Origin of the sequence: Gordonia sp. Swx-4 (assembly GCF_030316175.1) — a bacterium.
In the GTDB taxonomy this organism is placed as follows: Bacteria; Actinomycetota; Actinomycetes; order Mycobacteriales; family Mycobacteriaceae; genus Gordonia; species Gordonia alkanivorans.
Window position 1 is genome coordinate 747,584 of the sequence record NZ_CP128197.1, and the last position, 26,350, is coordinate 773,933.

General features: G+C 68.9%; 24 protein-coding genes and 1 tRNA gene. 14 read left to right on the forward strand and 11 right to left on the reverse strand.

Annotated elements, in window-relative coordinates; translation table 11 throughout:
* Positions 1 to 6 precede the first annotated feature (6 nt).
* On the reverse strand, positions 7 to 900 hold the full coding sequence (gene purU, locus PWF70_RS03445) for a formyltetrahydrofolate deformylase (protein ID WP_035752119.1): 894 nt from the start codon (positions 898 to 900) through the stop codon (positions 7 to 9).
* Here purU and deoC point away from each other — a divergent pair.
* A complete protein-coding gene (deoC, locus tag PWF70_RS03450; protein ID WP_035752116.1) occupies positions 859 to 1,605 on the forward strand; it encodes a deoxyribose-phosphate aldolase in 747 nt (248 codons plus the stop codon). The genes purU and deoC overlap by 42 nt on opposite strands.
* On the opposite strand, the gene PWF70_RS24100 is transcribed toward deoC, so the two are convergent.
* Positions 1,573 to 3,348: an FAD-dependent oxidoreductase gene (locus PWF70_RS24100; RefSeq protein WP_316042958.1), complete on the reverse strand. Its 1,776-nt coding sequence runs from the start codon at positions 3,346 to 3,348 to the stop codon at positions 1,573 to 1,575. The two genes, deoC and PWF70_RS24100, sit on opposite strands and share 33 nt — an antisense overlap.
* Before the next feature lie 48 nt (positions 3,349 to 3,396).
* Here PWF70_RS24100 and PWF70_RS03465 point away from each other — a divergent pair, with 48 nt between their 5' ends.
* Both PWF70_RS03465 and PWF70_RS03470 read left to right on the forward strand, forming a co-directional pair.
* Positions 3,397 to 3,984 (forward strand): helix-turn-helix domain-containing protein, encoded by a 588-nt coding sequence (locus PWF70_RS03465; protein ID WP_005200248.1) that lies wholly within the window; start codon positions 3,397 to 3,399, stop codon positions 3,982 to 3,984.
* A 50-nt stretch (positions 3,985 to 4,034) separates the two neighbouring features.
* Complete coding sequence (locus PWF70_RS03470; protein ID WP_035752020.1) at positions 4,035 to 5,291, forward strand: L,D-transpeptidase; 1,257 nt, start codon at positions 4,035 to 4,037, stop codon at positions 5,289 to 5,291.
* Here the strand turns inward: PWF70_RS03470 and PWF70_RS03475 are convergent.
* On the reverse strand, positions 5,288 to 6,064 hold the full coding sequence (locus PWF70_RS03475) for an SDR family NAD(P)-dependent oxidoreductase (RefSeq protein WP_035752019.1): 777 nt from the start codon (positions 6,062 to 6,064) through the stop codon (positions 5,288 to 5,290). The genes PWF70_RS03470 and PWF70_RS03475 overlap by 4 nt on opposite strands.
* A gap of 85 nt (positions 6,065 to 6,149) precedes the next feature.
* Between PWF70_RS03475 and PWF70_RS03480 the strand changes: the two genes are divergently transcribed.
* Both PWF70_RS03480 and PWF70_RS03485 read left to right on the forward strand, forming a co-directional pair.
* On the forward strand, positions 6,150 to 7,277 hold the full coding sequence (locus PWF70_RS03480) for an ROK family transcriptional regulator (RefSeq protein ID WP_035752017.1): 1,128 nt from the start codon (positions 6,150 to 6,152) through the stop codon (positions 7,275 to 7,277).
* 69 nt (positions 7,278 to 7,346) lie between these two features.
* Positions 7,347 to 8,156, forward strand: coding sequence for a transglutaminase-like domain-containing protein (locus PWF70_RS03485; RefSeq protein ID WP_035752111.1), 810 nt, complete (start codon positions 7,347 to 7,349; stop codon positions 8,154 to 8,156).
* A gap of 6 nt (positions 8,157 to 8,162) precedes the next feature.
* Here the strand turns inward: PWF70_RS03485 and otsB are convergent, their stop codons facing one another.
* From otsB to PWF70_RS03505, 4 genes are all read right to left on the reverse strand, one after another.
* Positions 8,163 to 8,948 (reverse strand): trehalose-phosphatase, encoded by a 786-nt coding sequence (otsB, locus tag PWF70_RS03490; protein ID WP_005200239.1) that lies wholly within the window; start codon positions 8,946 to 8,948, stop codon positions 8,163 to 8,165.
* Positions 8,945 to 10,504 carry an alpha,alpha-trehalose-phosphate synthase (UDP-forming) gene (locus PWF70_RS03495; RefSeq protein ID WP_005200237.1) on the reverse strand — a complete coding sequence of 520 codons (1,560 nt, stop codon included), beginning with the start codon at positions 10,502 to 10,504 and terminating at the stop codon, positions 8,945 to 8,947. The genes otsB and PWF70_RS03495 overlap by 4 nt, the downstream gene beginning before the upstream one ends.
* A 4-nt stretch (positions 10,505 to 10,508) precedes the next feature.
* Entirely contained in the window at positions 10,509 to 10,670 is a 162-nt protein-coding gene (locus tag PWF70_RS03500) for a hypothetical protein (RefSeq protein ID WP_005200235.1), read from the reverse strand.
* 113 nt (positions 10,671 to 10,783) lie between these two features.
* Entirely contained in the window at positions 10,784 to 12,265 is a 1,482-nt protein-coding gene (locus tag PWF70_RS03505) for a threonine/serine exporter family protein (protein WP_035752109.1), read from the reverse strand.
* Between the two features lie 165 nt (positions 12,266 to 12,430).
* Here PWF70_RS03505 and PWF70_RS03510 point away from each other — a divergent pair, with 165 nt between their 5' ends.
* The 3 genes from PWF70_RS03510 to PWF70_RS03520 all read left to right on the forward strand — a co-directional run bounded on the left by PWF70_RS03510 (position 12,431) and on the right by PWF70_RS03520 (position 13,317).
* Positions 12,431 to 12,817 carry a RidA family protein gene (locus PWF70_RS03510; protein ID WP_035752015.1) on the forward strand — a complete coding sequence of 129 codons (387 nt, stop codon included), beginning with the start codon at positions 12,431 to 12,433 and terminating at the stop codon, positions 12,815 to 12,817.
* Positions 12,818 to 12,868: 51 nt separating this feature from the next.
* Positions 12,869 to 12,943 (forward strand) — tRNA-Thr (locus tag PWF70_RS03515).
* Between the two features lie 116 nt (positions 12,944 to 13,059).
* Positions 13,060 to 13,317 (forward strand): hypothetical protein, encoded by a 258-nt coding sequence (locus tag PWF70_RS03520; protein WP_006358364.1) that lies wholly within the window; start codon positions 13,060 to 13,062, stop codon positions 13,315 to 13,317.
* Here PWF70_RS03520 and PWF70_RS03525 read toward each other — a convergent pair.
* Positions 13,307 to 13,660 (reverse strand): hypothetical protein, encoded by a 354-nt coding sequence (locus PWF70_RS03525; RefSeq protein WP_035752012.1) that lies wholly within the window; start codon positions 13,658 to 13,660, stop codon positions 13,307 to 13,309. The genes PWF70_RS03520 and PWF70_RS03525 overlap by 11 nt on opposite strands.
* A gap of 85 nt (positions 13,661 to 13,745) precedes the next feature.
* On the opposite strand from PWF70_RS03525, the gene PWF70_RS03530 reads away from it, so the two are divergent.
* Positions 13,746 to 15,392, forward strand: a complete 1,647-nt coding sequence (locus PWF70_RS03530; RefSeq protein WP_196222025.1) for a carboxylesterase/lipase family protein — start codon at positions 13,746 to 13,748, stop codon at positions 15,390 to 15,392.
* On the opposite strand, the gene PWF70_RS03535 is transcribed toward PWF70_RS03530, so the two are convergent.
* Positions 15,379 to 19,149, reverse strand: a complete 3,771-nt coding sequence (locus PWF70_RS03535) for an nSTAND1 domain-containing NTPase (protein ID WP_286352830.1) — start codon at positions 19,147 to 19,149, stop codon at positions 15,379 to 15,381. The two genes, PWF70_RS03530 and PWF70_RS03535, sit on opposite strands and share 14 nt — an antisense overlap.
* A 441-nt stretch (positions 19,150 to 19,590) precedes the next feature.
* On the opposite strand from PWF70_RS03535, the gene PWF70_RS03540 reads away from it, so the two are divergent.
* The 4 genes from PWF70_RS03540 to PWF70_RS03555 all read left to right on the forward strand — a co-directional run bounded on the left by PWF70_RS03540 (position 19,591) and on the right by PWF70_RS03555 (position 23,810).
* Positions 19,591 to 20,793, forward strand: a complete 1,203-nt coding sequence (locus tag PWF70_RS03540) for a winged helix DNA-binding domain-containing protein (protein ID WP_279939904.1) — start codon at positions 19,591 to 19,593, stop codon at positions 20,791 to 20,793.
* A gap of 74 nt (positions 20,794 to 20,867) precedes the next feature.
* On the forward strand, positions 20,868 to 21,554 hold the full coding sequence (locus PWF70_RS03545) for a DUF899 domain-containing protein (protein WP_075862795.1): 687 nt from the start codon (positions 20,868 to 20,870) through the stop codon (positions 21,552 to 21,554).
* Positions 21,555 to 21,645: 91 nt separating this feature from the next.
* On the forward strand, positions 21,646 to 22,368 hold the full coding sequence (locus PWF70_RS03550; RefSeq protein WP_280088814.1) for a response regulator transcription factor: 723 nt from the start codon (positions 21,646 to 21,648) through the stop codon (positions 22,366 to 22,368).
* A complete protein-coding gene (locus PWF70_RS03555; protein ID WP_006358372.1) occupies positions 22,368 to 23,810 on the forward strand; it encodes a sensor histidine kinase in 1,443 nt (480 codons plus the stop codon). Before PWF70_RS03550 ends, PWF70_RS03555 begins: the two co-directional genes overlap by 1 nt.
* On the opposite strand, the gene PWF70_RS03560 is transcribed toward PWF70_RS03555, so the two are convergent.
* Together PWF70_RS03560 and PWF70_RS03565 are read right to left on the reverse strand one after the other, a co-directional pair.
* Entirely contained in the window at positions 23,803 to 24,645 is an 843-nt protein-coding gene (locus PWF70_RS03560) for a hypothetical protein (protein ID WP_035751999.1), read from the reverse strand. The genes PWF70_RS03555 and PWF70_RS03560 overlap by 8 nt on opposite strands.
* A 10-nt stretch (positions 24,646 to 24,655) precedes the next feature.
* Positions 24,656 to 25,873: a DNA adenine methylase gene (locus PWF70_RS03565; protein WP_006358374.1), complete on the reverse strand. Its 1,218-nt coding sequence runs from the start codon at positions 25,871 to 25,873 to the stop codon at positions 24,656 to 24,658.
* On the opposite strand from PWF70_RS03565, the gene PWF70_RS03570 reads away from it, so the two are divergent.
* Positions 25,848 to 26,273, forward strand: coding sequence for an HIT family protein (locus PWF70_RS03570; protein ID WP_006358375.1), 426 nt, complete (start codon positions 25,848 to 25,850; stop codon positions 26,271 to 26,273). The two genes, PWF70_RS03565 and PWF70_RS03570, sit on opposite strands and share 26 nt — an antisense overlap.
* Positions 26,274 to 26,350: the final 77 nt, after the last annotated feature.

Below are 26,350 nucleotides of genomic sequence, written 5' to 3' on the forward strand. Positions count from 1 at the left end.
TCCGAACTAGTTGAAGATCACGGTCTTCCGGCCGTGAACGAGGACGCGGTCCTCGAGGTGCCAGCGCAGGCCGCGGGACAGGACCAGCGTCTCGATGTCGCGGCCCTGACGCACCATGTCGGTCACCGAGTCGCTGTGATCGACTCGGATCACGTCCTGTTCGATGATCGGTCCGGCGTCGAGTTCGGCGGTGACGTAGTGGCACGTCGCACCGACCAGCTTGACGCCCCGGGCGAATGCCTGGTGGTACGGGCGGGCTCCGATGAAGCTCGGCAGGAAGCTGTGGTGAATGTTGATCGCACGGCCGGCCCACGCTTCGCACAGTTTCGGGGGCAGGATCTGCATGAACCGTGCGAGGACCACGGCGTCGGGCTGGTAGCTGTCGACGATCCGGGCGAGTTCGGCAAAGGCATCGGCCTTGCGCTCACCGAACGGGACATGGTGGAACGGGATCTCGAAACGCGTTGCCAGCTCTTCGAGTTGGGGGTGGTTGCCGACGACGGCCCGGATGGTCGCCGGCAGCTCGCCTCGATGCGCACGACCGAGGAGGTCGATGAGGCAGTGGGTTTCCTTGCTCACCAGCAGCACGACGGACTTGGTGTCACGGGTGTCGGTGAGGCGCCACTCGGTCTCGGGGCCGAGTTCGGAGGCGACCTCTTCGGCGAAGCGCGCGCGGAGTTCGTCGGCGGTGAACGACACCTCGTCGGCGCGGATGGCCTGCCGGGTGAAGAACCAGCCGGTGTCGTCGTCGGAGTGGTACGCGGCCTCGGTGATCCAGCCCCCGACATCGGTCAGGAAGGTCGAGATGCGGGCGACGATGCCCGTGCGGTCGGGGCAGCCGAGCGTCAGCACATAGCGATGCTCGGTCTGGTCGGTGGGGGTCAGCTGTCCGCTTGTCACGACCCACAGTGTGCCAAGCTCGTCGATGTGACGAACACGGACCTGCGGCGTAGCGACGTCGCCGCCATCATCGACCACACACTTCTCAAGCCCGAGGCCACCCGCGCGGACGCGGAGGCCACCGTCGCCGAAGCCGCCCGTCTCGGCGTGTTCGCGGTGTGCCTGTCGCCGTCGATGCTCCCGATCGACACCGGTGAGCAGCGGACCTGCGTGGTCGCCGGCTTTCCCTCGGGTAAGCACCACTCGCTGGTCAAGGCCGCCGAGGCCCGGCTGGCGGTGGACTCCGGGGCGCATGAGGTCGACATGGTGATCGATGTCGGCGCGGCGGTCGACGGCCGGTTCGACGAGGTGTTCGCCGACGTCCTGACCGTGCGCGAGGCGGTCGGGGATTCGACGCTGCTCAAGGTGATCATCGAGTCCGCGGCGCTCCTGCAGCTCGCCGGTCCCGACACGGTGACCGAGGTGTGCCGCCGTGCCGAGCAGGCCGGCGCGGGAATGGTGAAGACCTCGACCGGTTTCCATCCCGCGGGCGGCGCGAGCGTCGAGGCGGTTCGCCTCATGCGCGCCGCGGTCGGCGACCGCGTCGGGGTGAAGGCGAGCGGTGGCATCCGGACGGCCGAGTTCGCCGCCGAACTCATCGCGGCGGGCGCCACCCGGCTGGGCCTGTCGTCGTCAGCGGCCGTGCTCGACGGCTTTCCCGCGTAGCACGTCGGCCATCACCAGATCGGCGTTGATCGCCGCACCGGCCGACACCCCTTCGCCCATCGCGACGGTCACCACCGCGTTGAGTGTGGTGTTGTTACCCGCCGCCCAGACGCCGGGGATCGCGGTCGCGCCCATCGGTCCGGTCTCGATGACCTCGCCCATCGGGGTTTGCGACAGCGTGCCGCCGAGTCGTTCGTAGAGGTCGCCGCGCACCGCGAATCTCGGTGCGACGACGACGGCGTCCGCCTTCAGGACCGTGCCGTCGGACAGTTCGACGCCGTCGAGGCGAGCTGTACCGGCGTCGTCCCGGGTGCGAAGCCGCTTGACGGTGTCGTCGATGATCGACACCCCGGCGGCGGCCAGGTTCGTGCGGTCCTCGTCGCCGATGGCATCCGGAGCCTGCGCGACGAGGGTGACGTCGTCGCTGAGCTGTGTGAACAGCAATGCCTGGTGGGCGGACATCGGGCTCGTCGCGAGCACCACGACCCGTGAACCGCGAGCCTCGTAGCCGTGGCAGTACGGACAGTGCAGCGCGTCGCGCCCCCAGAGTTCGGCGACGCCCGGGATCTCGGGCAACTCGTCGACGAGGCCCGTCGCCAGCAGGAGGCGTCGCGCCCGCACCGTTCCGCCGGATGCCAGCGAGAGGATGAACCGATCGCCGTCCGGGCGGGCGTCGACGACGGTGTCGGAGCGGACCTCTCCGCCATAGCCGCGGACCTCGTCGCGTCCCCTGGACAGCAGCTCTAGCGGGGAGATGCCCTCCTGACCCAGCACGTTGTGTGCACCCTCGGCCGGTGCGTTGCGCGGATCACCACTGTCGATGACGACGACGGAACGCAGGGAACGGGCCAGTGTGGTCGCGGCGCTCAACCCCGCGGAGCCCCCGCCGATGATGGCGACGTCGTGATCGCCGGCCGGCCGCGCTATCCACAGCCGGCGTCCGGCGGTGAGGGTGAGGTCGGCGCGCCGATGCAGCGACGCGGGGTCATCGGGGTCGATGAGGGAATCGAGAAGTGCCAGGTCGGAATCCGCGAGCACCTCGGCCAGCCGGTGCCGGAACTGACCGAACCAGTGGACCGCGTACCGGGCGATGGTCTCGTTGGGGCCGGTGCGTGCGATGCGGATCGTGTCGCGGTGGACGACGTCGAAGCCTGCCTCGCCGAGGGTTTCGGTCCAGTCGGCGAGCGCCTCCCATCCGGCACCGGCCGCGGCCTGGTGGCAGCGGTCCTCGAGCGTGCCCAGGGCCGAGTCGGCATCGGGCGCGAAGCGAGGGAGGCCGTCCATCTCGACGATCGCGACGACGCCGCCCGGAGCGAGCGCGGACGCGGCCTCGCGCAGGAGAGCCGCGGGGTCGGCGACATGGTGCAGCGACAACGCGGCCCAGATGACGTCGGGGGAGTGCAGCGGTGGCAGACCGTCGTCGAGGTCGGCCACCACGGTGGTGGTTCGCGACTCGAATCCGCCGGCGCGGGCCCGTTCGCCGACGCGAGTGATCATCTCCGCGGAGCTGTCGACCGCGATGAGGTGGGTTGCACCGAACCGGCGGGCGAGGGCCTCGGTGCCGGTGCCGGTTCCTGCGCCGAGGTCGACGATCCGTTGCGGTGCCCGTCCGAGATGTCGGGTGATCACGGTGGCCGCGTCGTCGATGTAGCTGCCGAGGAGTTCGGCATCGAGGTCGAGCGCCGACGCCAAGTGGTCGTGGTCATGGTCGTGTCCATGGGAGCGGGAATGCGAGTGGGTCATGGCGTCGACGGTAGCGCACCCATGCTCGATGGGCATATATTCTTGCCTATGACGCAAGAACTCGACGCGGTGGTCCGGCAGCGCATTCGTGGTCTCCGGCTGGCCAAGGGCTGGACCCTCGATGCGTTGGCCGCGCGGTGCTACCTCTCCCCGTCGACGCTGAGCCGTATCGAGACCGGTCACCGCCGGGTCGCGCTGGACCAGCTGGTCCCGATCGCACGGGCGCTGGGAACGACACTGGATCAGCTCGTGGAACCCGCCGATGACACCGACGTCGTGATCCGTCCCCAGCCGCACACCGCCGAGGGGATGACGATATGGCTGCTGTCCCGGGAGAACAGCCCGCAGGGGGTGACGGTCGCGAAGATGCGCTTCGAGCGTGAACAACCGCTCGGGGACCTGCGGGTTCACCCCGGTCGGGAATGGTTCACGGTGCTTTCCGGGACGGTGCGGCTCCTGCTCGGCGACCGCGCGATCATCGTCCCGGAGGGGGATGCGGCGGAATTCTCGACCATGATCCCGCATGCGATCTGCGCTCACGACGGCCCGGCCGAGGTGCTGTCGATCATGGACCACGCGGGCGAGCGCGCCCACATGCCGTCCGCGACGACCGCCGCCGACGATCCGCAACCGTGAGTCGTCAGCTCCGCGAACGACAACCGCAGATCGGTAGGCTTGTTCGGGTGATGACTTCTCAGGCCCCGGTGAACCGACGTGCTGTGCTCGCCGCGGCCGGGGTCGGCGTACTCGGGGTCGCGATCGCGGCGTGTACGGGTTCCGGTTCCGGCCCGGGCGACGACAAACCTGCCGAGCCGAAGGTCCAACTGACCTTCACCCCTCCGCTCGACGGTGAGGCGCCCAGTCCGATCGCCGAGATCGGCGTGCAGGCCGAGGGCGGCACGCTCAACCCGGACGTGAAGCTGACGAACCCCCGTGGGCGGGTGGTGAACGGGCGATTGTCGGAGGACCGGACGAGCTACACCATCGCCGAGCCCCTGGGATACGGCACCGAATACACCTGGAGCGGGACGGCCATCGGGACCGACGGCAAGACCGAGCCGGTCGCCGGGAGCTTCACCACCCTCGAACCGTCGAGCCAGCTGAACGTCGTGGTCAACATCGGCGATGGTCAGGAGGTTGGTATCGCCGCGCCGATCATCCTGAAGTTCAACGGAACCGTCGAGGACAAGGAAGCGGTGGAGCGGGCGCTCACCGTCACGACCACGCCGCCCACCGAGGGGTCGTGGGCGTGGCTCGGCGAGGACAACGGTTCACGTGTCCACTGGCGTCCCCGCGAGTACTGGGCACCCGGCACCAGAGTCCACATGGACGCCAAGCTGTACGGCCTCGATCACGGTGGCGGCGCCTTTGGGGCCGCGGACGTGACGAGCGACTTCTCAATCGGCCGCGCGCAGGTCGTGAGGGCCGTCGAGTCCTCGCACCGCATCGACGTGCTGCGTGACGGCGTCGAACTGATGTCGTTGCCCTGCAGCTACGGCGGCGGCGACCTCGACCGCAACGTCACCCGTTCCGGCATCCACGTGGTCACCGAGAAGTACGAAGAGTTCTTCATGAGCAACCCGGCGGCCGGTTACTTCAACATCCGGGAACGCTGGGCCGTGCGCATCTCCAACAACGGCGAGTTCATCCACGCCAACCCCGAGACGGTCAACGTCCAGGGCACGGCGAACGTCACCAACGGGTGCATCAACCTGTCCGAGGCCGACGCCGAACGTTACTTCCGGGTGGCCGTCTACGGTGACCCGGTCGAGGTCTCGGGTACGCGAATCCCGTTGTCGGAGGCCGACGGTGACATCTACGACTGGATCTTCGACTGGGAGACCTGGCAGGGCATGTCGGCGATCAAGGGTGAGGTGACGGAGTCGTCGGTGCCGGCGACGCCGAGCGGCGCCCCGACCTCCAACGTTCCCGCACCCCGCTAGCCGGTCTTGATGTTCCGGCGAGCCGACGCCTGATCGCGCGGCATGAGGACGATCTGGTCGAGGTTCACGTGCGGCGGCCGTGACGCGACGAAGCCGACGACCTCGGCGACGTCATCCGCGGTCAGCGGGGTCAGGCCCTGGTAGACGGCGTCAGCGCGTTCCTTGTCGCCCTCGAACCGCACGAGGGAGAAGTCGGTCTCGACCATGCCCGGGCAGATCTCGGTGAGACGCACCGGCTTGCCGAGGAGTTCGTATCGCAGAGTGCGGTGGGTGACCGCCTGGGCGTGCTTGGCCGAGGTGTAGCCGGAGCCGTTGTCGTAGGCCTCCAGCGCTGCGATCGAGGTGATCGCGACGATCAGTCCGTCCCCGGATGCGATCAGTGCGGGGAGGAGGGCCTTCGTGATCCGCAGGCTGCCCAGGACGTTGGTCTCCCACATCCAGCGCCAGTCGTCGAGGTTCGCGGTGGACACCGGGTCGAGGCCCTTGGCGCCGCCGGCGTTGTTCACGAGCACGTTCACGCGGTCCAGGCCTTCGACGAACGCGGCGACCGAGTCCTCGTCGGTGACGTCGAGCTGCTTTCCGGTTCCTCCGATCTCGGCGGCGAGCGCCTCGACGCGATCGACGCGTCGTGCGCCGAGCACCACGTGGTAGCCCTGCTCCGCCAGTTGGCGAGCAGTGGCGGCACCGATCCCGGAACTCGCGCCGGTGACGACGGCGATCGGTCGCTGGTCGGTGGTCTGGGCGGTGGCGTCGGTGGCGGTGTCAGGGCTCATGGGCCCACCTTACGATGCGTGCCAACCTCGCCCATGACACCGCCGGAAGCCTCGGCGTGCACTCGCGCACTGCTACATTCGTCCCATGCGTGGGGGAGTGATCCCGGCGGCGCTGCAACTGACGTCCACTCCGGCGGCCGCGGTGTTGCACGCGATCCGGGTCGGTGGGCCGGTGACCAGGGATCAGCTCGCCTCGACGACCGGGCTGTCCGCCGCGACGATCAACCGTCAGGTCCATGCGCTCGCCGCCCACGGTCTCATCACCGAACGTCCCGATCTCGTGGGGCCGAAAACCATTGGCAGGCCGAAGAACCCGCTGACCATCGACCGGGATTCGCTGTGCGTCGCGGGACTGCACATCGGTGCGCGGCGCGCGGTCCTGGTCATCGCGGATCTCGGTGGACGCACCCTGCACAGCCATGCCGTGCTCACCCCGTCGGGTGACCACCAGGAGGCGATCGAGCAACTGTGCACGCAGCTCGCCGAACTCGCCGGCCGGTTCGGCGGACGCCGTCTGCTGTGGGGCGGTGTGGCGCTCGGCGGTGCGGTGGACGCGGAGACGGGTGTGGTGGATCACCGGGTTCTCGGGTGGCACCAACTTCCGGTGGGCGAAACCCTTGCGGACCGACTCGACACCCCGGTGTCGGTGTGTGAGCACGTGGAGGCGATGGCCGCCGCGGAACTCCTGCTGGCCGGATCGCGCGACGAATCAGGCACCGGACTGTTCTTCTACGCACGCGAGACCGCCGGTATGGCAATGACTCTCGAAGGCCGGGTCCACGTCCCCGAGCGAGGGGCCGGGACCATCGCGCATCTGCCCGTGTCCGCGCCGGTGCTCGCCCCGGGACACACCCGGGTGCGGCTGCAGAACGTCATCGGCGACGCCGCCGCACAGGCGGCAGCCCACCGCCTCGGCATCGATCCGGACTCGTCGCGCATCGTCGACGAACGCGCGCGGGTCCTCGGGGAGGCGGTCGCGATGATCCGCGACGTGATCAACCCGGACACGATCGTCGTCGCCGGCGACGCGTTCTCAGCGCACCCGCACGGACTTGCCCCGGTGCAGGCGTCGTTCGACGAGGCGTCGACGCTCGACCGGCCGCTGGAGATCGCGCCGTCGAGATTCGGTGTGCACGTTCAGGAGAGCGCCGCGGTCGTGGTCGCCCTCAGCGTCATCTACGCCGATCCGATCGCCGCTGTCGCCACACTCTGAAACGGCATGTCGTTCGCGTGCGGCACCGCCGTATGTGCCGGGCGGGAAGTCATCACCTACGGTGGGGACATGACCCTGCCCCGCGATGTGTCCGCCCGACTCGAGGTGAGCATCGACGACCCGACCGAACTCGAGATGCAGATCACGGTGGCGAAGCTGCCCGGCCTGCAACTGCAGGAGGAACTCAAGATCGAGCTGGGCGGCAGTCCGGTCGCCGTGGAGGAGCTCGTCGCCGATCACGGATCGCGAATCCACCGGATGCAGCTCGACCGCGGACTGCTGACGATCGACTACACCGCCGAGATCCTCACCCCCGCGGACCCGATCCCGGTGGAGAGCACCGACCGGTCGCGATACCTGCGCCCCAGCCGATACGCCGAGTGCGACAAGTTCTTCGGATTCGTGGCCGGCCAGTTCAATCTGTCGCTGCCCGAAGAGGAGCTCCTCAACCAGGTGGTGGCCTTCGTCGAGCATCGGCTCAACTACCTGCCCGGGGCGAGCGATCCCATCGACGGTGCGGTCGACGCCCTGCTCGCCGGGGCGGGTGTGTGCCGCGACTACGCGCATCTCGTCGTGGCGCTCCTGCGGGCGCTGAACATCCCCGCCCGGCTCGTCGCCGTATACGCGCCGGGGTGCTCCCCGATGGACTTCCACGCCGTCGCCGAGGCGATCATCGACGGCGAATGGGTGGTCGTCGACGCGACGCGTCTGGCGCCGCGGCAATCGCTCGTGCGGATCGCCACCGGGCGCGACGCCGCGGACACCGCATTCCTCGACAACCACCGCGGCACGATCACGCTCAACAACTACGAGGTGACCGCGACCGTTCGCGGTGCGCTGCCCTACGACGACTCGACCGCCCGGGTCATGATCGGCTGAACCGGCTCAGGCGTCGAGCGCGGCTCGGCGTTCGGTGGCCACGTAGTCGAGGACGGCTGCGACGTCGTCGGTGTCCTCGATGCGGAATCCGGCTGCGGTGGCACCGTCGCCGACCTTGATGCCGATGTCGCCGGCCTCGGGCCGCAGGTGTGCGAAGGCTTTCTCGTCGGTCACGTCGTCGCCGAGGTAGATGACTACGTCGCAGTCGAGCCGTACCCGCAGGGTGTCGAGCGCGTGCCCCTTGCTGGTCTCGATGACCGCGAGTTCGAGCACGCTCTTGCCCTCGGTGGAATGCACGCCGTCCCAGGAGCCGGGGCCGGTCCGCGCGCCTTCGAGTGCCGTCACGGCGTCGTCGGGATCGGCGTTGCGCACATGCAACACGGCGCTCGCCGGTTTGGTCTCGACCGTCGAACCCGGGAAACGAGCCGAGATGTCACGCAGTTCGTCGACGATCCGGACGAGCAGGGCGCGTGCGGCGTCGGTCACCTCGACCGCGAACCCGGTGTCGAACTCGCTGCCGTGGCTCCCGACCAGCGTCACCGGTGCACCCAGGCCGGAAAGGCTTGCGAGCACGGCGAGTTCACGACCCGAGATGACCGCGACCTCGGTGTCGGGCAGTGCTGCGGCCACTTCGAGTGCGGTGATCGACGCCGGGTTCGGGACCGCGTCCTCCGGGCGCGACACGATCGGCGACACGCATCCGTCGTAATCCGACGCGACCAGCAGCCGACGAGCACGTGCGGCCGCGCCGAGAGCGGCCCGCAGGTCCACGGGAATCCCGTTGTCGCTCATGTGTTGTCGAGGGAGTCTTCGACCAGGTGCACACCACGGTTGGGTTCCAACTCGGTCTCGGAGTTCTCGCTGAGCGTGCCGAGGAAGCTGCGTGCCCACTTGTCGACGTCGTGGGTGAGCACCTGACGACGCAGTGCCCGCATGCGGCGGCGGCCCTCGTGTTCGCTTTGGTTCACCGCGGCCTCGATGGCGTCCTTGACTCCGTCGAGGTCGTAGGGATTGGCCTGATATGCCGAGCGCAGTTCGGCTGCGGCACCGGTGAATTCGCTGAGAACCAGAGCGCCGCCGAGATCGCTGCGGCAGGCGACGTACTCCTTGGCCACGAGGTTCATGCCGTCGCGCAGCGGGGTCACCAGCATCACGTCGGCGGCCACGAAGAAGGCGATCAGCTCGTCGCGCGGCACCGGACGGTGCAGATACTGGACGACCGGGCGGCTCACCGTGTGGCTGTGGTTGCCGTTGATGTTGCCGACCAGCTGCTCGATCCCGGCTCGCATCCGCTTGTAGCTCTCGACGCGTTCGCGGCTCGGCGTGGCGAGCTGGATCATCACCGTCTCGGAAGCGTCGAGCCGTTCCTCGTCGAGCAACTCCGAGATCGCCTTGAGGCGGACGTCGATGCCCTTGGTGTAGTCGAGCCGGTCGATGCCGAGCATGATCGTCTTGGGATTGCCGAGTTCCCGGCGGATCTCGGCGGCCCGGTCACGGATCTTCTTGGTCTTGGCCTTGGCCGCGAGTTCGCCGGAGTCGATCGAGATGGGGAACGCGCCCACGCGCACCGTGCGGAAACCGACCTGCACCACGCCGAAGCGGGAGCGGACGCCGACGGTGCCCTTGCTGGTGGCCTGGCCGGCCAGCCGGCGGGCGAGGAAGAGGAAGTTCTGTGCGCCGCCAGGGAGGTGGAACCCGATCAGGTCGGCGCCCAGGAGGCCTTCGACGATCTCGGTCCGCCACGGCATCTGCATGAACAGTTCCACCGGCGGGAACGGGATGTGCAGGAAGAAGCCGATCTTCACGTCCGGCCGCAGCATGCGCAGCATCTTCGGGACCAGCTGCAGCTGGTAATCCTGCACCCACACGACAGCACCCTCGCCGGCCGCCCGCGACGCGGCCTCGGCGAACCGACGGTTCACCTCGACGTAGGTGTTCCACCATTCGCGGTGGTACTCGGGTTTGACGATCACGTCGTGATACAGCGGCCACAGGGTGGCGTTGGAGAAGCCCTCGTAGTATTCGGCGATCTCCTGGGTGGACAGCGGCACCGCGTGGATGTCGATGCCCTCGATGTCCGGGGGATTGTCGTCGGAATCGGGGATACCCGACCATCCGACCCAGGCGCCGGTGTTGGCGCGCAGGATCGGTTCGAGGGCGGTCACGAGACCGCCGGGACTCCGCTTCCAGTTGATCGTGCCGTCGGGCAGGATCTCCTTGTCGACGGGGAGACGGTTGGCGACGACGACGAACTCTGCGCCATCGTGCGGGGCAGCCCGGTTCGGCCCCTCTCCGGACGCGTTGTCTCGGATGGGGTCGGTCCCGGTTCCAGCCGGTCGCGGCGTCACCGGATCAGGCGTTCTCGCCCGGTGCGATCCCCAGCATTGCGAGCAGCATCCGGCATTCGTCGGCGTCGGTGGCGTAGGCGGCCACGACGCGTCGCGCCGAATTGGCGGTCTCGTCGGCTACCGGTTCCAGTTCTTCGTCGGCGATGTCGGTGGTCTTCGCGGGCATGTGAGTCCCCTCGTAGTGCGTGCGGTGTCGCGGTGTGGCTCGAGGCCGTGCGGGCTGGAGCGGCCGATGGGTGGCGCGCCCGATTCGCCATTCTACCCGGGTCGCGGGGGTGCTCAGAACCGCCGCGGTGGCGGCGGCCAACGACGGTTCTGACGGATCGCCCGGCCCTCGCGTGCCTCGCGCTGGGCGAGGAGTCGACGCCGCAGACTCCAGTTGGGTCGCGGAGCTAGCTGGGGGCGGCGCAGCGACCGGGCGACGAACTCACCGAGGGTGACGCCGGCCGCGAGCGCGCAGCCGATGGCGAGGGCGTTGGCGATCCAGGTGAAGCCGCTGAGCGTCTGTTCGCTGAGGATGCCGTACAGGCCGCGGTAGACCGCGAGACCCGGGAGGAGCGGGGTGATGCCGGCGACCGCGACGACGAGCGGCGGCGTCAGCGCACGACGGGCCAGGAGGCCGCCGACCAGGCCGACGAAGGCCGCGGCGAGACCGTTGGCGATGACGTCGCCGATCGAGGTGAAGGTTGCCGACGCCGCGACCGCGGTGCCGATCAGGCCGCCGAGGAAGGCGACGCCGAGCGCGCGTGTCTCGGCGTAACTGGCCAGTGCGTAGGCGCAGGCGGCGACGGCGCCCGCGGCCACCCGTACCGGCAACTCGACCGCCTCGAAGCTGGTCGAGGTGGTGATCGTGGGCAGGAAGATGCCGCCCGCCTCGAGCAGTCGGATGGCGATACCGACGCCGGCGATGATGCCGCCGGTCATGAGCAGGAGTTCGAAGAACCGGGCGACGCCGGTGATCGGGGCGCCGGTGATGGCGTCCTGCACCGAACCGACGAGCGACAGCCCCGAGAGCAGGACGACGATGCCCGCGGCGATGACCTGTGAGGGTGCGATCTCCACGCCGAGTCTCTCGGCCGCGCCGAAGACGAGGGCCGCGGGGACGACGGCGATGAATCCGCCGGAGAGCTGTTGGAAGAAGACGGGCGTACCGATCCGGTTGAGGTTCCGGTTGACCAGGACGATGGCGACCGTGGTGACGAAGGCCAGCGCGGCGACCAGGTACTGGCCACCGAGCAGGACGGAGATGCCCGACGCCATCGCGCCCCAGGCGACCGTCGCGACCCAGTGCGGGTACGGGTGTGGGGCGGTGATGATTTCGTCGACCATGCGGTGAGCGGTCGAGGGCGTGATGCCGGAGTCGCGGATGCGCCGGACGAGCCGATCCACCTGGGCGAGCCGGGTGAAGTCCATCGAGCGGTAGTAGACCTGCTCCATCGTGGTGATGGGCGGGAGCGTCGCGCCGCGACGTGCGCTGACGACGATCGTGTTGTAGGTGACGTCGACGTCCACGTCCTCGAGGCCGTAAACACCTGCGACGAACTTGATCTGGGTCTGCGTGTCGATCGCACCGGTACCGGAGTCGAGCAGCACGGCGCCGATCTTGGTGGCGAGGTCGAGGACCTCGGTGATCGCCGCGACGTCGAACGGTTCGATCGGCTTGCGCGGCGACACCATGATGCTGCCGGGCTCGATCGTGTCGATCGTCGCCTGCCGGGTTCCGGTGAGTCGACGAAGCGCGCGGCCGAGGAACTCGCGCACCCATGCCTCCTTTGTCAGTCGAGCATTCGCGTTCGGTCGGGAGTCGTCGATCATCGGTGACTGCCGCTTCGATCTTGGCACCGAATCGATCTCAGATGTGAACTACCCGGACACGGCCGATGTCACGCTGCGTGCGGCGTGCCCGCCGCCCTCTAGGATCGCGGCATGTCATCAGTGCAGATCAACGGTCCCCTCGACGGTCACACCCGCAGTGCGGCAGTGGCCCCCGGCAGTCTCGTCTTCACCGCGGGTGCCGCGCCGATCGACGAACAGGGCGCCACCGTCGCCCCGGGGAACGTCAGCGAACAGGCACGGCAGTGCATGGTGAACCTGGAGGCGGCGCTGGCCGAGGCCGGGGCGTCGTTGTCCGACGTCGCCAAGGTGACCGTCTTCGTCGCCGAACACCTGCAGGCCGACCTCGTGGTCGCCTGGGATGCGGTGACGGCGGCCTTCGGCGATCACAAGCCGGCCGGCAGTCTGCTCGGCGTCTCGGTCCTCGCCTACGACGACCAGCTGGTGGAGATCGAGGCGGTCGCCGCGATCCCGGGCTGACCGGGTCCGCTGGGGCAGGCGCATGCGCGGTGGCTATACTCGCGCACGCACGCCTCCTTAGCTCAGTGGTAGAGCACTCGCCTTGTAAGCGAGCGGTCGTCAGTTCAATCCTGACAGGGGGCTCCACGAGGGCCCCGGCCCGCGGGGGGAGCCAGATGACGAACGGTCACACCGGACCCGAGAGTCGATGGCCCCGCCCGCCTGCGCGACACCGACACCGACGCCGCACGAGGTGGTGGCTGGTGGGTTTCGTCGCGGCGGTGGCCCTGCTGGGGCTGGTCGAGCAGTTGCGGCACTCGGGCGCCGGGTCCGAGGTCAAGGAATCCTCGATCGGTCAGATCGTCGCGCACACACCGGACGGCGACCGGGTGGTGTCCTTTCGGGTCATCACCCATGTCGGCGCATTCGGCCGTCCCGCCGAGAAGACGAATCACGACCTGGTCACCGTCCGGCCCGAACCGACGATGTGTGTCTATCGCCTGGAGATGGTCACCAGATGACGGCGAGTCCGGCAGCGAGCAGCGACAAGGCGCCGGCCGTCCAGAACAGCGCCCGCGGAACCGGTTCGCCGGTGCGCTTCTGACGGGCACTGCCGATGCCCAGGATCGCGCCGAGCACGAGCAGGATCACCAGCTTGATGCCGATCTTCGGGTAGTTGAGATCGATTCCGGCGGGCCACGGTGCCGCCAGTGCCAGGCCGGTGAGCAGCGAGAGCAGGATGCCGTAGTCCATGGCCCGGGTGAAGCGGAACTCGCGGGCGACCACCTGTGAGAACCAGGCACCGAACGTCACGGCGAAGCCGACGATGTGCAGCAGAATTACGACGTTGCGTAGTACATCCATGGCCGTACTCTACCCAGCCGGTGCCCGACATTCCCGCCGCGGGGAACGCGTGCCCGGAAACGGGTTCTCGGTGCACGATGTATGGATGGAACACGACGAACCGGGTACCTCGGCCGTGGCCGAGGCGGCCTCGGCATCATCGGCCGCGGACCCGCTCGCGCGTACCGCCCTCGGCACCTACCGCGGAATCGCCGGTGAGCGCGCCGACGTGTGGCGCGGCATCCGGTACGCGAGACCTCCGCTGGGTGAACTGAGATGGCGTCGCGCCCAGCCGTTGCTCCCCAACCGTGGCGCTGCCGACGGCGACGGAAGCTCCGACACCGTCATCGACGCCTCCTCCTTCGGGGCCGTCTGCCCCCAGGAACTCAATCCCGCGGTCCGGCTCGGTCCGGATGTCGTGATGGACGAGGACTGTCTCTACCTCAACGTGTGGACGCCGCCGGGTGCCTCGACACACGCACACGACGCTGTCGCACTGCCGGTCATGGTCTGGCTCCACGGCGGGGCATACGTACTCGGCTCCGGCAGTCAGCCCTACTACGACGGCGCGGCGCTCGCCTCCACCGGCGACGTGGTGATCGTGACGCTGAACTACCGGCTCGGTGTCCTCGGGTTCGCCGACCTCTCGTCGATCGATCCCCGCTTCGAGTCGAACGTCGGGCTCAGCGACGTCCTCACCGCGCTGGCATGGGTCCGCGACCACATCTCGGCCTTCGGCGGAGACCCCGACAAGGTGACAGTGTTCGGCGAGTCGGCGGGCGCCGGCCTCGTCACCGCGCTGCTGACGGTGCCCGCGGCCGAGGGGATGTTCGGCCGGGCCATCGCCCAGAGTTCCCCGGTGACGTCGATGTACGGCTCCGACCGGGCCGCCCGCGTCGCGCGCATGTTGCTCGACGCCGCCGGGATCGAGGACCCGGGCGACTCGGCGGAAGTGGTGAAACGACTCGAATCCCTCGACGCCGCACGGTGTTCGACGCTCACCACCGAGCTGTTCGAGAAGGTGCCCACCGAATCTCCCGGCACCATCGCCTTCGCGCCGGTCGTCGACGGCGACCTGCTGCCCGACCATCCCCTCGACGTCATCCGTAACGGCCGGGCACTGCCCGTACCGCTGATCATCGGGACCAACCGCGACGAGGCGAACCTCTTCAAGTACATGAAGTCGCCGCTCATGCCGATCACCGCCGAGGAGATCGAGCGGATGTTCGCCGGCATGCGCGAGGAGTACCCCGACATCGTGTTACCCGAACGCGCACAGGTGCTTTCGGCGTACTCGGGCCTGCGTCCCAAGGTCACCGGGCTCGGCGTGGCCCGCGACGTCGCGTTCCGCATGCCGACGCTGTGGCTCGCCGACGCCCACGCCCGCCGGGCTCCTGTCTACGTGTACCGCTACGACTGGACCACCAGGATGTTCCGGCTGCTGGGTCTCGGTGCCGCACATGCCACCGAGGTGCCCTACGTGTGGGGGAACCTGGGTTCGGGTCCGCGCGACATCACCTTCCTGCTCGGCGGACGCAAGCACGGAGAAGCCGTGTCGCAGAGGTTGATCCGCCGGTGGACATCGTTCGCGCACGGTCGCGCACCCGATACCGGATCACCCGGCGACGAGTGGCCGACCTACGACACCGGCCGCCGTCCGGTGTTGCGCATCGACGCCGAGGACCGGGTGGTCCAGAACCTCGACGGCGACCTCTGGGAGGCGTGGGGCGACGAGGTGCTCAGCTTCCGCTGACCGTTGCGTCGCAATCGCTTCGGAGGTAGGCGCGGGGCAGGTACGTCGACCGTTGTTCCTCGGTCATGGGAGTCGAGGTCCCGCAGATCCATTCGCGGGCGTCGGGCACGTCCAGGGTGTGCACGTAGACGTTGCCGGTGGTGTCGCCACCGGCGATGATCTCGTCGTCGGCGGGGAGCCGGACCGGCACCTGCCACGTCGTGGTGGTGTCGGTGGAGTCGAGCAGTGTTCCCACCGCCTGTCGATCACCGAGCGTGCCGTCGTCGGCGAGCGCGAAGCTGATCAGGTCGTGCGTGGAAGTACCGACGGCGATCCGGTTGGGCGACATCGACAGCGTGTTGGCGAACATGTCCTCGTGGCGGTCGATCAGTTCGGGTTCACCGTCGGTGTGCGTCGCCGGCAGTCGCCAGGTGGACAGGTCACGGGCCGCCACGACGAGGACCTCTCCGCCGTCGTCGAAGGCCGCCTGCGTGACGGGAGCGTCATCGGAGATCACCGTCACCGGGTCGGGGTTCCCGGACTCCAGGTCGTAGAGGTACACCCGCTTGTCGTCGGAGGTCACCGCGACGCGGGTGCCGTCGGGGCTGAAGGCGACACTGCGGATGAGGTCGGCGGGACCGCGCAGGGATGCGCCGATCCGCCTCGGCGAGGTGGGATCGGCGGTGTTCCACAGCGCGATCGTGGTGTCGGTGTCGCCGGTCGCGAGGACATCGCCGGTGGGTGCGAAGGCGACCGGGAACGAGTACCGCGTCGAGACGGGCAACCGGGCGGCGGCCCGCGGGGCGTCCGGGTCGCCGATGTCCCACAGTTCCACGAGGCCGCCGTTGTTGTTGGCCGTCGCCGCGAGGGTGCCGCGTTCGTTCACCGAGACTCGCGGGTGGTCGTTGACCCGACGCTGGATGGGAGTGCGGGAGCGCAACGACATCTCGCCGTCGTCGAGGGTCCACACGTTCAGGGTGGTGTCCGAGCCGACGGTCGCGAGGATGCGCTGCGCCGGATCGGTGGCCACCCCGCTGATCGTGCCGCCGCGGTCGGGGACCGAACGGTCCGGCAACGACCAGACGTCGATCGTCCCGTCGGAACGCCCGGACACCAGGCGGTCACCGGTCGGGTCGAAGGTGGCCGAGAAGGTGCGGACCGACCCTTGCTCCGATGCGGTCTGCAGCGCCCACTGGGCCGTGGGTGAAGCCGGGTTGGTCGTGTTCCAGACCCGCACCATGCCGTCGGCGCGGGCCGAGGCGACCTGCGAACCGGTCGGGTCGAAGGCGATGGACCAGGAGCCCGCGGTCGCGGTCGGGAGAGAGGTGCTGAGCGGCCGCGGGGACAGCGGCTTGCTCACATCCCAGAGCTGCGCGTTCGGGCTGTCGCCGGTGACGGCCAGGGAGCGGCTGTCGGGACTGAACGCGACCGCGTGCGTGATGCTGGGGAACCCGGTGACGGGTTCGCCGAGCGGCGCGGGGTCCGGTCCGGTGGTCCACAGCCGCACGACGCGGTCGTCCCCGCCGCTCGCGAGCAGCCGCCCGTCGGGGCTGAAGGACAGTGTTCGTGCGGCGGCGCTGTGGCCCCGGAGCACGGCGGTCTGGAGCAGGGTCCCCGTCGGCGACACCGCGAACACGGTGATCGAACCGTCGTCCGACGACGCGGCGAGTGTCCGCCCGTCCGCGGAGAAGCGGGCCATGTAGACGGTGCCGCGGCCGAGTGATGCGGTCTCCCGCAGCGCCGGCCGGCGGGGATCGGAGAGGTCCCACATCCGGACCGCACCGTCACCGCTCGAGGAGGCCAGCAACGGTCGGTTGGGGTGGAAGGCGGTGGAGGTGACGTAGTTGCCGAAACCGTGCAGGGTCGCCACCTCGCGATACTGCGGGGTGGCGTCGGTGCTCTCCCAGACGCGGACCGTGCGGTCGCCGCTCGCCGAGGCGAGATAGCGGCCCGTCCGGTCGAACGCCAGGTCGTAGACCGGTCCGGTATGGCCGGTGACCTGCGTCGCGAGCGGGCTGGTGGCCGCGCCACGCAGATGACCGACGACCGTCGGATCGTCGGGGTAGAGCTGATGGGCGACGAGCAGGAGACGCGCGGCCAGCGACGGGTTGGAGTGCTCCATGCTGTCGATGTGGGACAGCAGGGCCGCGCGTTCGGCGGCGTTGCGCTGTTGTCGCAGGTCGTGCGCCTGCCGGAACCCGAAGACCGCGATGATCGATGCCGCGATCGCGAGGATCACGATGACCGAGACGGCGCCCAGTTGCAGCAACCGGCGGCGTCGCTGCATCGCGACCGCTGAGTCGAGGAACTCGTCGTTCTCCCGGCTCTGCAGGTGGACGTAGTTGCTGCGCAGTGCTTCGCGGTGGCTCTTGGCGTCGTCGAGTCGCGAACCGGTGTAGAGGAACGAGCGGCTGCGGCCGTTGGCCACCCACGACTGGGTGTCGGCGTCGAGTTGCTGCCACCAGACGTGGGTGTCGGAGTCGTCGGCGATCCACGTGGCGAGTCGCGGCCACGCGGTCAGCACCACGTCGTGCACGAGCATCACCGACTCCGCGGACACCGTCAGCAATCGGGCCTGCGCGAACTCGTCGATGACGGTCGAGACCTCGGGAGGAAAGCGGCTGCCGATGGTCGAGGTCGACAACGGCACCCGCAGCGCGATCCCGGCGGGACCGACGTGGACCAGCGACAGCAGGACCGCGCGGGCGAGGTCGCGATGTTCAGGGGCGATGGCCTCCCAGGCGGCTTCCGCGGTGTCCGCGACGGCGCGTGCGATGCCGCCGGTCGCGCGATACCCGGACAGCGTCATGCGGTTGCCGGAGCGGCGTGCCCAGGTCGCCTGCAGGACGTGGGCCAGCAGCGGCAGCCGGCCGGCGCGGTCACCGACCGTCGACGCCTCATAGAGGTCGGTGATCATCACGTCGGCGAGGCCCTCTTCGATGCGTCCGCCGGCGAGGCGAACCGGGGCGGTGATGACCTCGCGGAGCTGGGTACGCGTCATCTCCGAGACGATCACGCAGCGGTGCTGCCAGGCATCCGCCAGCACCGGGTACTTCACACACTGGCTGAAGAAGTCCGCGCGTATGCCGACCACCACGACGGTGTCGGCGGCGAGTTCCTCGACCTCGCGCATCGTCGTCGCCCGCAGTTCGTCTTCGAGCGAGAAGACGTTCTCGAACTGGTCGATGACGATGACCGCGTCGTTCTCGCCGTCGACCGGCGGCGCGATGGAGAGACCGTCCGGGATGATCTCGGCGAGACGCGGGGTCGAGATCCGCGGATCGCGGGCCAGACCGGCACGCAGCAACGACGACTTGCCCGACCCCGACACCCCGGTGACGACGACGAGCCGGGAGGCCGGCGACAGTGGCGCGGACTCCGAGCCGGCGGCGAGGATCGTGTCGACAAGCGTGCCGACGAGGTCGTCGCGTCCGAAGTAGAGCTCACTGTCGGCGGCGGTGAGGGTCGCCAGTCCGGCGTAGGGGCGGGCGTGCTGGGCGGGCGGCTCCGGGGTCCCGGGCGCGTCCTGGCTCAGATGGCTGTCCCACAGTTCTTTCCACCGGGGAATCGTGAGGACGTCGGTGACGCCTGCGGCCACCGCGCGGGATGTCAGCCAGACGAGGAGAGGCTCGACGGTCGCGAAGTCGCGGGGGAGATGGCGGCCGTTGCGCCAGTCGCTGATCCGTTGCGCGGAGACCTTGGCCCGGGCCGCCGACGCCCGGAGGGTAGGGCGCCCCGCTTGCACGAAAAGGCGCGCGAGCGCTTCACCAAAATCCACTCACCCGACTCCACGCTCAGACCGCACGACTGATCGACCGATCCATCATGCGACAGGTGACCCCGGTGCGCCACCGTCGGAGGGCAAAGGTGGCGACGGACACGTCCGGATCCGGATTCGGATGTGTCCGGTCCGGATAGTCCGTTTGCCGCCTGACCTCGGTGTTCGCCCCTCGATCCGGAACGGGGCTGTACTCCGGACGCGGGGTGGGGTCTCCTGGGTGGGCGTTCCTGACGGGGGTCGGGAGCGTAAGGATGCGTTGGTCGCAGGACACACGGAGGTGTTCTCAGGCACTGCCCGTCGGGGGCTGTGTGTCGTCCGGCCCACGCAACCGGGCGGGTGCCGGAACACCGGGTCGATGGGGGTCGGCCGGAGCCGGCACCCGCTTCCCCTCTTCCTCTCCCGGCTTCAACCGCCTCGTCGGCTCACTAGGATCGCGGCATGCCAGTGCGCCCCCGGATCACCGACACCACGCGCCGGTCCCGGCTGATGCGCCGCATGCACCTCGACGCCGCGTCGCGAGCAGGGTCCGCCGTCGACGTTGCCGCGACGATGGTCGGTCTCCACGCCACCACCCCGTCGACGGTCTACCTGTCCGCGTGGGCGCGCGTCGACGGTCTGGCCCGCGCCGACATCGACACCGCGCTCTACGACGACCGGACCCTCGTCAAACACCTCGCGATGCGCCGGACCCTCTTCGCCTTCCCCCGCGACGTCCTCGCCGAGGCGATCGGTGCGCTCGGGCCCCGGATCTCGGCCTCCGAGCGCACCAACATGCTTCGCGATCTCCGCCGCAGTCCCGACGTCGACGACCCGGAGGGCTGGATCGAGACCGCGCGGGACGCGGTCCTCACCGAACTCGCCGGCGGTGAATCGCTCACGTCGACCGAGCTCCGCGCCCGGCTGCCCGTCCTGGAGGGCTCGATCACCTTCGGCGAGGGCAAGTCGTGGGCGGGGAAGAGTCATTTCGGACCGCGAGTGCTGAACATGCTCGACGCTTCCGGAGACATCGTCCGCGGACCCAACCGATTCGACTGGCACCTGTCCCGTCCGGCGTGGACGTCGATGAAGGTGTGGCTCGGCGAGACCCCGGACGCGCCGAGTGTGCACGACGGCCACCGGGCGCTCGTCCAACGCTGGCTGCGCACCTATGGACCGGGGACCGAGACCGATCTCGTGTGGTGGCTCGGTTCCACCAAGACCGCGGTGCGAGCCGCCCTCGCCGACCTCGGCACCGTCGAGGCCGAACTGGACGGCGGCGGCGTCGGACACGTGCTGCCCGACGACCTCCCCGGCGAGGCCGATGACGAGGCCGGCGACCAGGACTGCGAACCGCAGGCGGTTCTGCTGCCCGAACTCGACCCCACCACGATGGGGTTCAAGGAGCGCGGCTTCTACCTCGGCGATCACGGTCCCGAGATCTTCGACTCCGTCGGCAACGGCGGCCAGACCGCGTGGTGGGACGGCCGGATCGTCGGCGGCTGGTATCGCCGGGATGACAACTCGATCGCGATCCACCCGCTCGAGCCCCTGCCCGCCGACGCCCGGAGGAAACTCGGCGCGCGGGCCGAGGAGCTCGCGGCGTGGCTCGGCGGCGGCTCCATGAAGATCGGGTACGCCGCGCCGTACATGCGGCGGCGTTGAGTCGAGGCGATGAGTTGGGCTCCGAGTCGCGGTCTGTCTCTGCAGAACACCCGTATCGATCGAAAGGCGCCGCGATGAGCGATCAACTCCCACCCGTGACCGACCACGACACCTGGGCGAAGGCCCTCGCGGAACTGCGGGTCCGCGAGAAGGCGGCCACGCGCGAACTCGACGCGATCGCGGCGCAGCGGCGGCGGCTGCCGATGGTCGAGATGCCCGACCACACCCTGACCGGACCCGACGGGCCGATCCGTCTCGTGGACGTCTTCGACGGGCGCTCCCAGCTGATCGTCTACAACCACATGTGGTCTCCCGGCGAGACCTATCAGTGCCCGGGGTGCACCGGGTACACGACGCAGTTCAGTCGACTCGACTACCTGGCCGACTACGACGCCCGGTTCGTGATCATCACCCACGGCCCGATCGAGGAGGCCCTTGCCTACAAGAAGCGCGTCGGTAACCGCATGGACTGGTACTCGTCGGCGGGCACGACGTTCTCCGCCGACGTCGGCGCGGGGCCCGGCGAGGGATTCGCGATCAACGTCTTCCTCCGCGACGGTGACAAGGTCTACCGCACGTGGCACACGACCGGCCGCGGCACCGAGCAGCTCGGGTTCACGTTCGGGCTTCTCGACGTCCTCCCGTGGGGGCGTCAGGAGGAATGGCAGGACTCACCCGACGGCTGGCCCCAGAGCCCCACGTACTCGCGCTGGCGTGACTCGGAGGCCATCGCCGCCGCCTACGGAGATCCCACCGCGTGAGGTTTCACCGATCGAACCGCAGGTCGGCACTCACAGGAACCTCCCAGTGTCCGGACAGTGAGGTCCCAGGCCCCTCTGGAACAGTGGAAGAGTGACCAGACCGGCCCAGGACGACGCAACCCGAGGCGCGAAGGTGCTCGTCGTCGACGACGAGGAGAACATCCGCGAGCTGCTGTCGGTGTCGCTGAAGTTCCAGGGATACGACGTCGAGACGGCCGCCGACGGACCGGCGGCGATCGACAGGTGCCGGAGCCGCAAGCCCGACGTGCTGATCCTCGACGTGATGATGCCGGGCATGGACGGTTTCGGACTGCTGCGCCGTCTCCGCGCGGACGGGGTCGAGGCGCCCGCCCTGTTCCTGTCGGCCCGCGACTCGGTCGAGGACAAGGTCAACGGCCTGACGATCGGCGGTGACGACTACGTCACCAAGCCGTTCAGCCTCGAAGAGGTCGTCGCCCGGTTGCAGGTGTTGCTGCGCCGCAGTGGTTTCGGCGAAGCGGAGCAGTCCTCGTCCCGGATCACCTTCGCCGACATCGAACTCGACGACGAGACGCACGAGGTCTTCAAGGCGGGGCAACCGGTCCAGCTCTCGCCGACCGAGTTCACCTTGCTGCGGTACTTCATGGTCAACGCGGGGACGGTGCTGTCCAAACACCGCATCCTCGACCACGTCTGGAACTACGACTTCGGCGGCGAGGTCAACGTCGTGGAGTCCTATGTCTCCTACCTGCGTCGCAAACTCGACAACGGCGAGCGGCGCCTCATCCACACCCTGCGCGGCGTCGGCTATGTGATGCGCGAGCCGCGCGACTGATGGCTGCGTCCGAAGTCCGCAGGCGCGGTGTGCCACTGCGGCTCTCCCTGGTCGCTCTCACGCTTGCGCTCGTGGTCGTCGGGTTGCTGGCCTCGGGAGTGGCGGTCACGTCGTCGATGCGGCAGGACCTGATCTCGCGCACGGACGAGGGTCTCGTGAACGCCACGCGCACGTGGGCCGATCCACGCTCGCCGGCCAACGATCCGCGTCCCGGCCCGCCGGGGCCGCGTCGTCCGCCGTCGCCGTACTACGTGGAGTCGACTTTCCGGGGTCCGGCCGGCATCTCGGCGACCAACGTCTACAACCAGTTCGACCATGCGCCGAACCTCGACGGGGTCACCGGCGACAACGTCGGCCCGGTCACCGTCGGATCGGTGGAGCCGCACGGACCACGCTGGCGGGTGATCAAGCGCAGCAACATGTTCGGCACGACGACCGTGGCCACCCCGATGACCGACATCGACGCCACGATCAGTCGGCTCATCTGGTTGCAGTTCGCCATCGGTGCCATCGTCGTGGTCCTCATCGGGTTGCTCAGCTATCTGCTCGTGCGGACCAGTCTCCGGCCCCTGCGCAGGGTCGAGGAGACCGCACACGCGATCGCGGCGGGCGACCTCACGCGTCGAGTTCCGTTGGCGGCTCCCAACACCGAGGTCGGCAGTCTGTCGGTTTCGCTGAACACCATGCTCGGCCAGATCCAGCAGGCCTTCGCGACCACCGCGGCGTCGGAGCGTCAAGCCCGCGCCTCCGAGGAGGAGATGCGGCGCTTCGTCGCCGACGCGAGCCACGAACTCCGCACTCCGTTGACGTCGATCAAGGGCTTCGCCGAACTGTATTCGCAGGGCGGGGTCTCCGACGTCTCCGATGCGATGCGCCGGATCAACGACGAGGCCGGTCGGATGAACCTGCTCGTCGAGGACCTGCTGATGCTGGCACGCCTCGACGCGCAGCGCCCCCTCGCGACGGCACCCGTCGACCTGCTCGGCCTGGCCGCCGAGGCCGTCGCGTCCGCGCGCGTCGGCGCGCCCGAACGCGACATCCGGCTCGAGGTGACGACCGGTGACCATCCGCCGCTGGTCTCCGGCGACGGGCCGCGGCTGCTGCAGGTGCTCCGCAACCTGATCGGCAACGCGATCAACCACACGTCGGCCGAGGCGTCGATCACGGTCGGGGTGTCGGTCGAGGCCGACTCCGGCGGCACGTTGGAGGCGGTGCTGAGGGTCGCCGACACCGGACCGGGGCTGACCGCAGAGGATGCGCAACACGTCTTCGAGCGGTTCTACCGTGGCGACCAGTCACGCCACCGGGGTTCCGGCGGCGGAAACGGTCTGGGGCTGTCCATCGTTGCCGCGCTGGTCGAAGCGCACGGCGGACGGGTCGGCGTCGAGTCGACGTCCGGCGAGGGCGCGACCTTCTGGGTGCGACTGCCGCTCCTCAGCTGATCAATCGTCGCAACCTCGCGAACTCGGCCACGTCGGTGCGGAACTGGTCGAGCGTGACGAGGGTGTACATGCCGTCGATCTGGCGGGTGGCCCAGAGCTGGTGGATGCGTCGGAGGTCGGATTGCCGTGATTTCCAGCCGATTCCGTCGATCACCGCGAGCACGAGCTGCGTCGGGAGACGGACCTCGGCCATCTCCTCGATCTCGCGCACGGCGTCGGTGAGCTTCGAGCCGGTCGAGTCGAATCCCTTGGCGGCCACCACGATGTCGGCGGAGTTCGGATCGCCCACGATGAGGTCGGCGGGGGCGGTGCGTCCGTTGCGGCCGACGAATCGCGATCGCGTCGTGTAGTCGAGGCCGAGATCGCGTGCGATGTCCTCGATCTCGTCCTCGATACGACGGCCCGACGCGCCGGCACGGGTCGCGGTGGCACGGGTTCCGGCGCGCGCCACGAGGATGTCGGCGAAGGTGTAGGTGCGTTCCAGCTGGGTGCGGAGCATCCGGACGAGGTCGAATTCCGCGTCGAGCCAGGTCACCAGGTCGACGGGCTGGGTGCGTGCCAGTCCGTGCCAGCCGCTGGTGTCGAACCGGTCGCGCAACGCGTTCTTGAGCTTCTCCTGCGACAATCCGACCGCGAGCCCGAGCACCGGGACGTCGTTGGGATTGTCGCGTACCCACGCGGCGAGTCCGGTGATGTCGGTGTCGAGGAGACCGCCGAGACTCCCGGTGGCCTCCACGATCCGCTCGGCCTCCGGCGTGGAGGCGGTGGGGTCGACGTGAGAGGTCAACCGTCCCAACGACTTCAGATAATCCTCGAAGTCAACTGCGTCACTCATGTGCTCGGCGTCAGTCCCGTCCGATGAACAGGAACTCGCTGACGTCACGGCGAGTGGCCGCGGCGTGCGTGCCGAAGCTGTACTTGTGGTCGATGGCGATCACCTCGACCGAGGGTTTGACCTTGCCGAGGAGGTCGACGATCCGGTCCTTGCCCGGCAACGCGTTCGACGAATACGACAGCACGATCGCGCCCGCGTCCTCGAAGTGCTCGAACGTCCGCAGCAGGGCGTCCTCGATCGTCCGCTTGTAGGCGAACGGCGTGAAGCGCTTGGGCAGCTTCTTGGTCTTGGTGTTCTCCATGATGGTCATCCCGCGCCAGTACGCGGAGAGGCCCTCCAGGAAGTGATAGCGCTTGATGTAGTCGTTGTCGTCGGTGGGCGGCGCGTACGGGGGGTCGAGGTAGACGAGATCCGGCGGCGCCGACCACGGCAGGGCGAGGTCGAAGATGTCGCCCTGGACGCTCCGACTGCTGCAGCCGTTGCTGAACACCGTGCCGTTGTAGTCGGCGGCCGCGCGCAACCGGAAGTGGTCGCGCAGCGACATCGTGAGGTCGCGGCGCCCATCGGCATAGCGGGTGGAGTCGGTGAAGGTGAACACCCCGCGCGGCTGCTTGCGTGCGGCGGAGAGGACCAGCGCGGAGATGGCCAGGTCGCGGCGGTAGCCGCGCAGCGCGTCGATGTGCGACCACGCCGAGTCGAGGAATGTGCGGTCCTCGGCGGTGAAGTACAGGCCGTCGAAGGTGCGGGAGATGTAGTCGCGGTCGTCGGCGGCCGGCCCGCAGATCTGCTCGACGAGCTCCGGCTCGAGGCGGACGCTCGAATTAGCCACCGACGCACGCGTGATGACATGCGGGAAGTGGAGGAAGTCGTTGCTGAGGACCTCGAATCCCTGCGCCTTCAGCAGGTACGACACCACTCCCGACCCGGAGAAGGCGTCGACCGCCGTCGACCCGCCGATCTCGGCGAAGGTGCGTTCGAGGTGGGGGAGCAGCCGGTACTTCGACCCCATGTATCGCAACCGCGGAAAGCGCTGAGCGCGGGCCAGGACGTCGCTGGATCCGACAGGTCTGCCGGTGCTGCGTCCCGGTCGGGAGGATTCTGGCCCACTCACACCGAAAAGAATGTCATGGACCCCCGACAGCGCCGTGGAGAACACGGTTGCGTCCTCGGTGCCGAACCCCACAACATCTAGACTCGGGCCCATGGCATCGGTCTTCAGCATGATCATCAACGGCGACATCCCGGGTCGATTCGTCTGGAAGGACGGCGAAGCCGTCGCGTTCCTGACCATCGAGCCGGTCACCCCCGGCCACGTTCTGGTGGTGCCGCGCAACGAGGTCGACCACTGGGAGCAGATGGACAGCACGCTGTTCGCCCATCTCAGCGGCGTCGCACAGAAGGTCGGCCGGGCCGTCAAGGACGCCTTCGACGCTCCGCGCATCGGCCTGCTCATCGCCGGCCTCGAGGTTCCCCACGTGCACATCCACGTGTTCCAGGGACTCTCGCTCGAGACCTTCGACCTCGCCAACGCGAACAAGAACGCCAGCCCCGAGGACCTCGATGCCGCGGCCGAGAAGATCCGCGCCAGCCTGCGCTCGCTCGGCTACGGCGAGTACGTCGCCGACTGACCCTTCGATACGCCCCTCCGCGAGCTCCGTGGTTACTCAGGGAGCGGGTTTCGCCGCCCGGGGCGCAGAGGTACAAA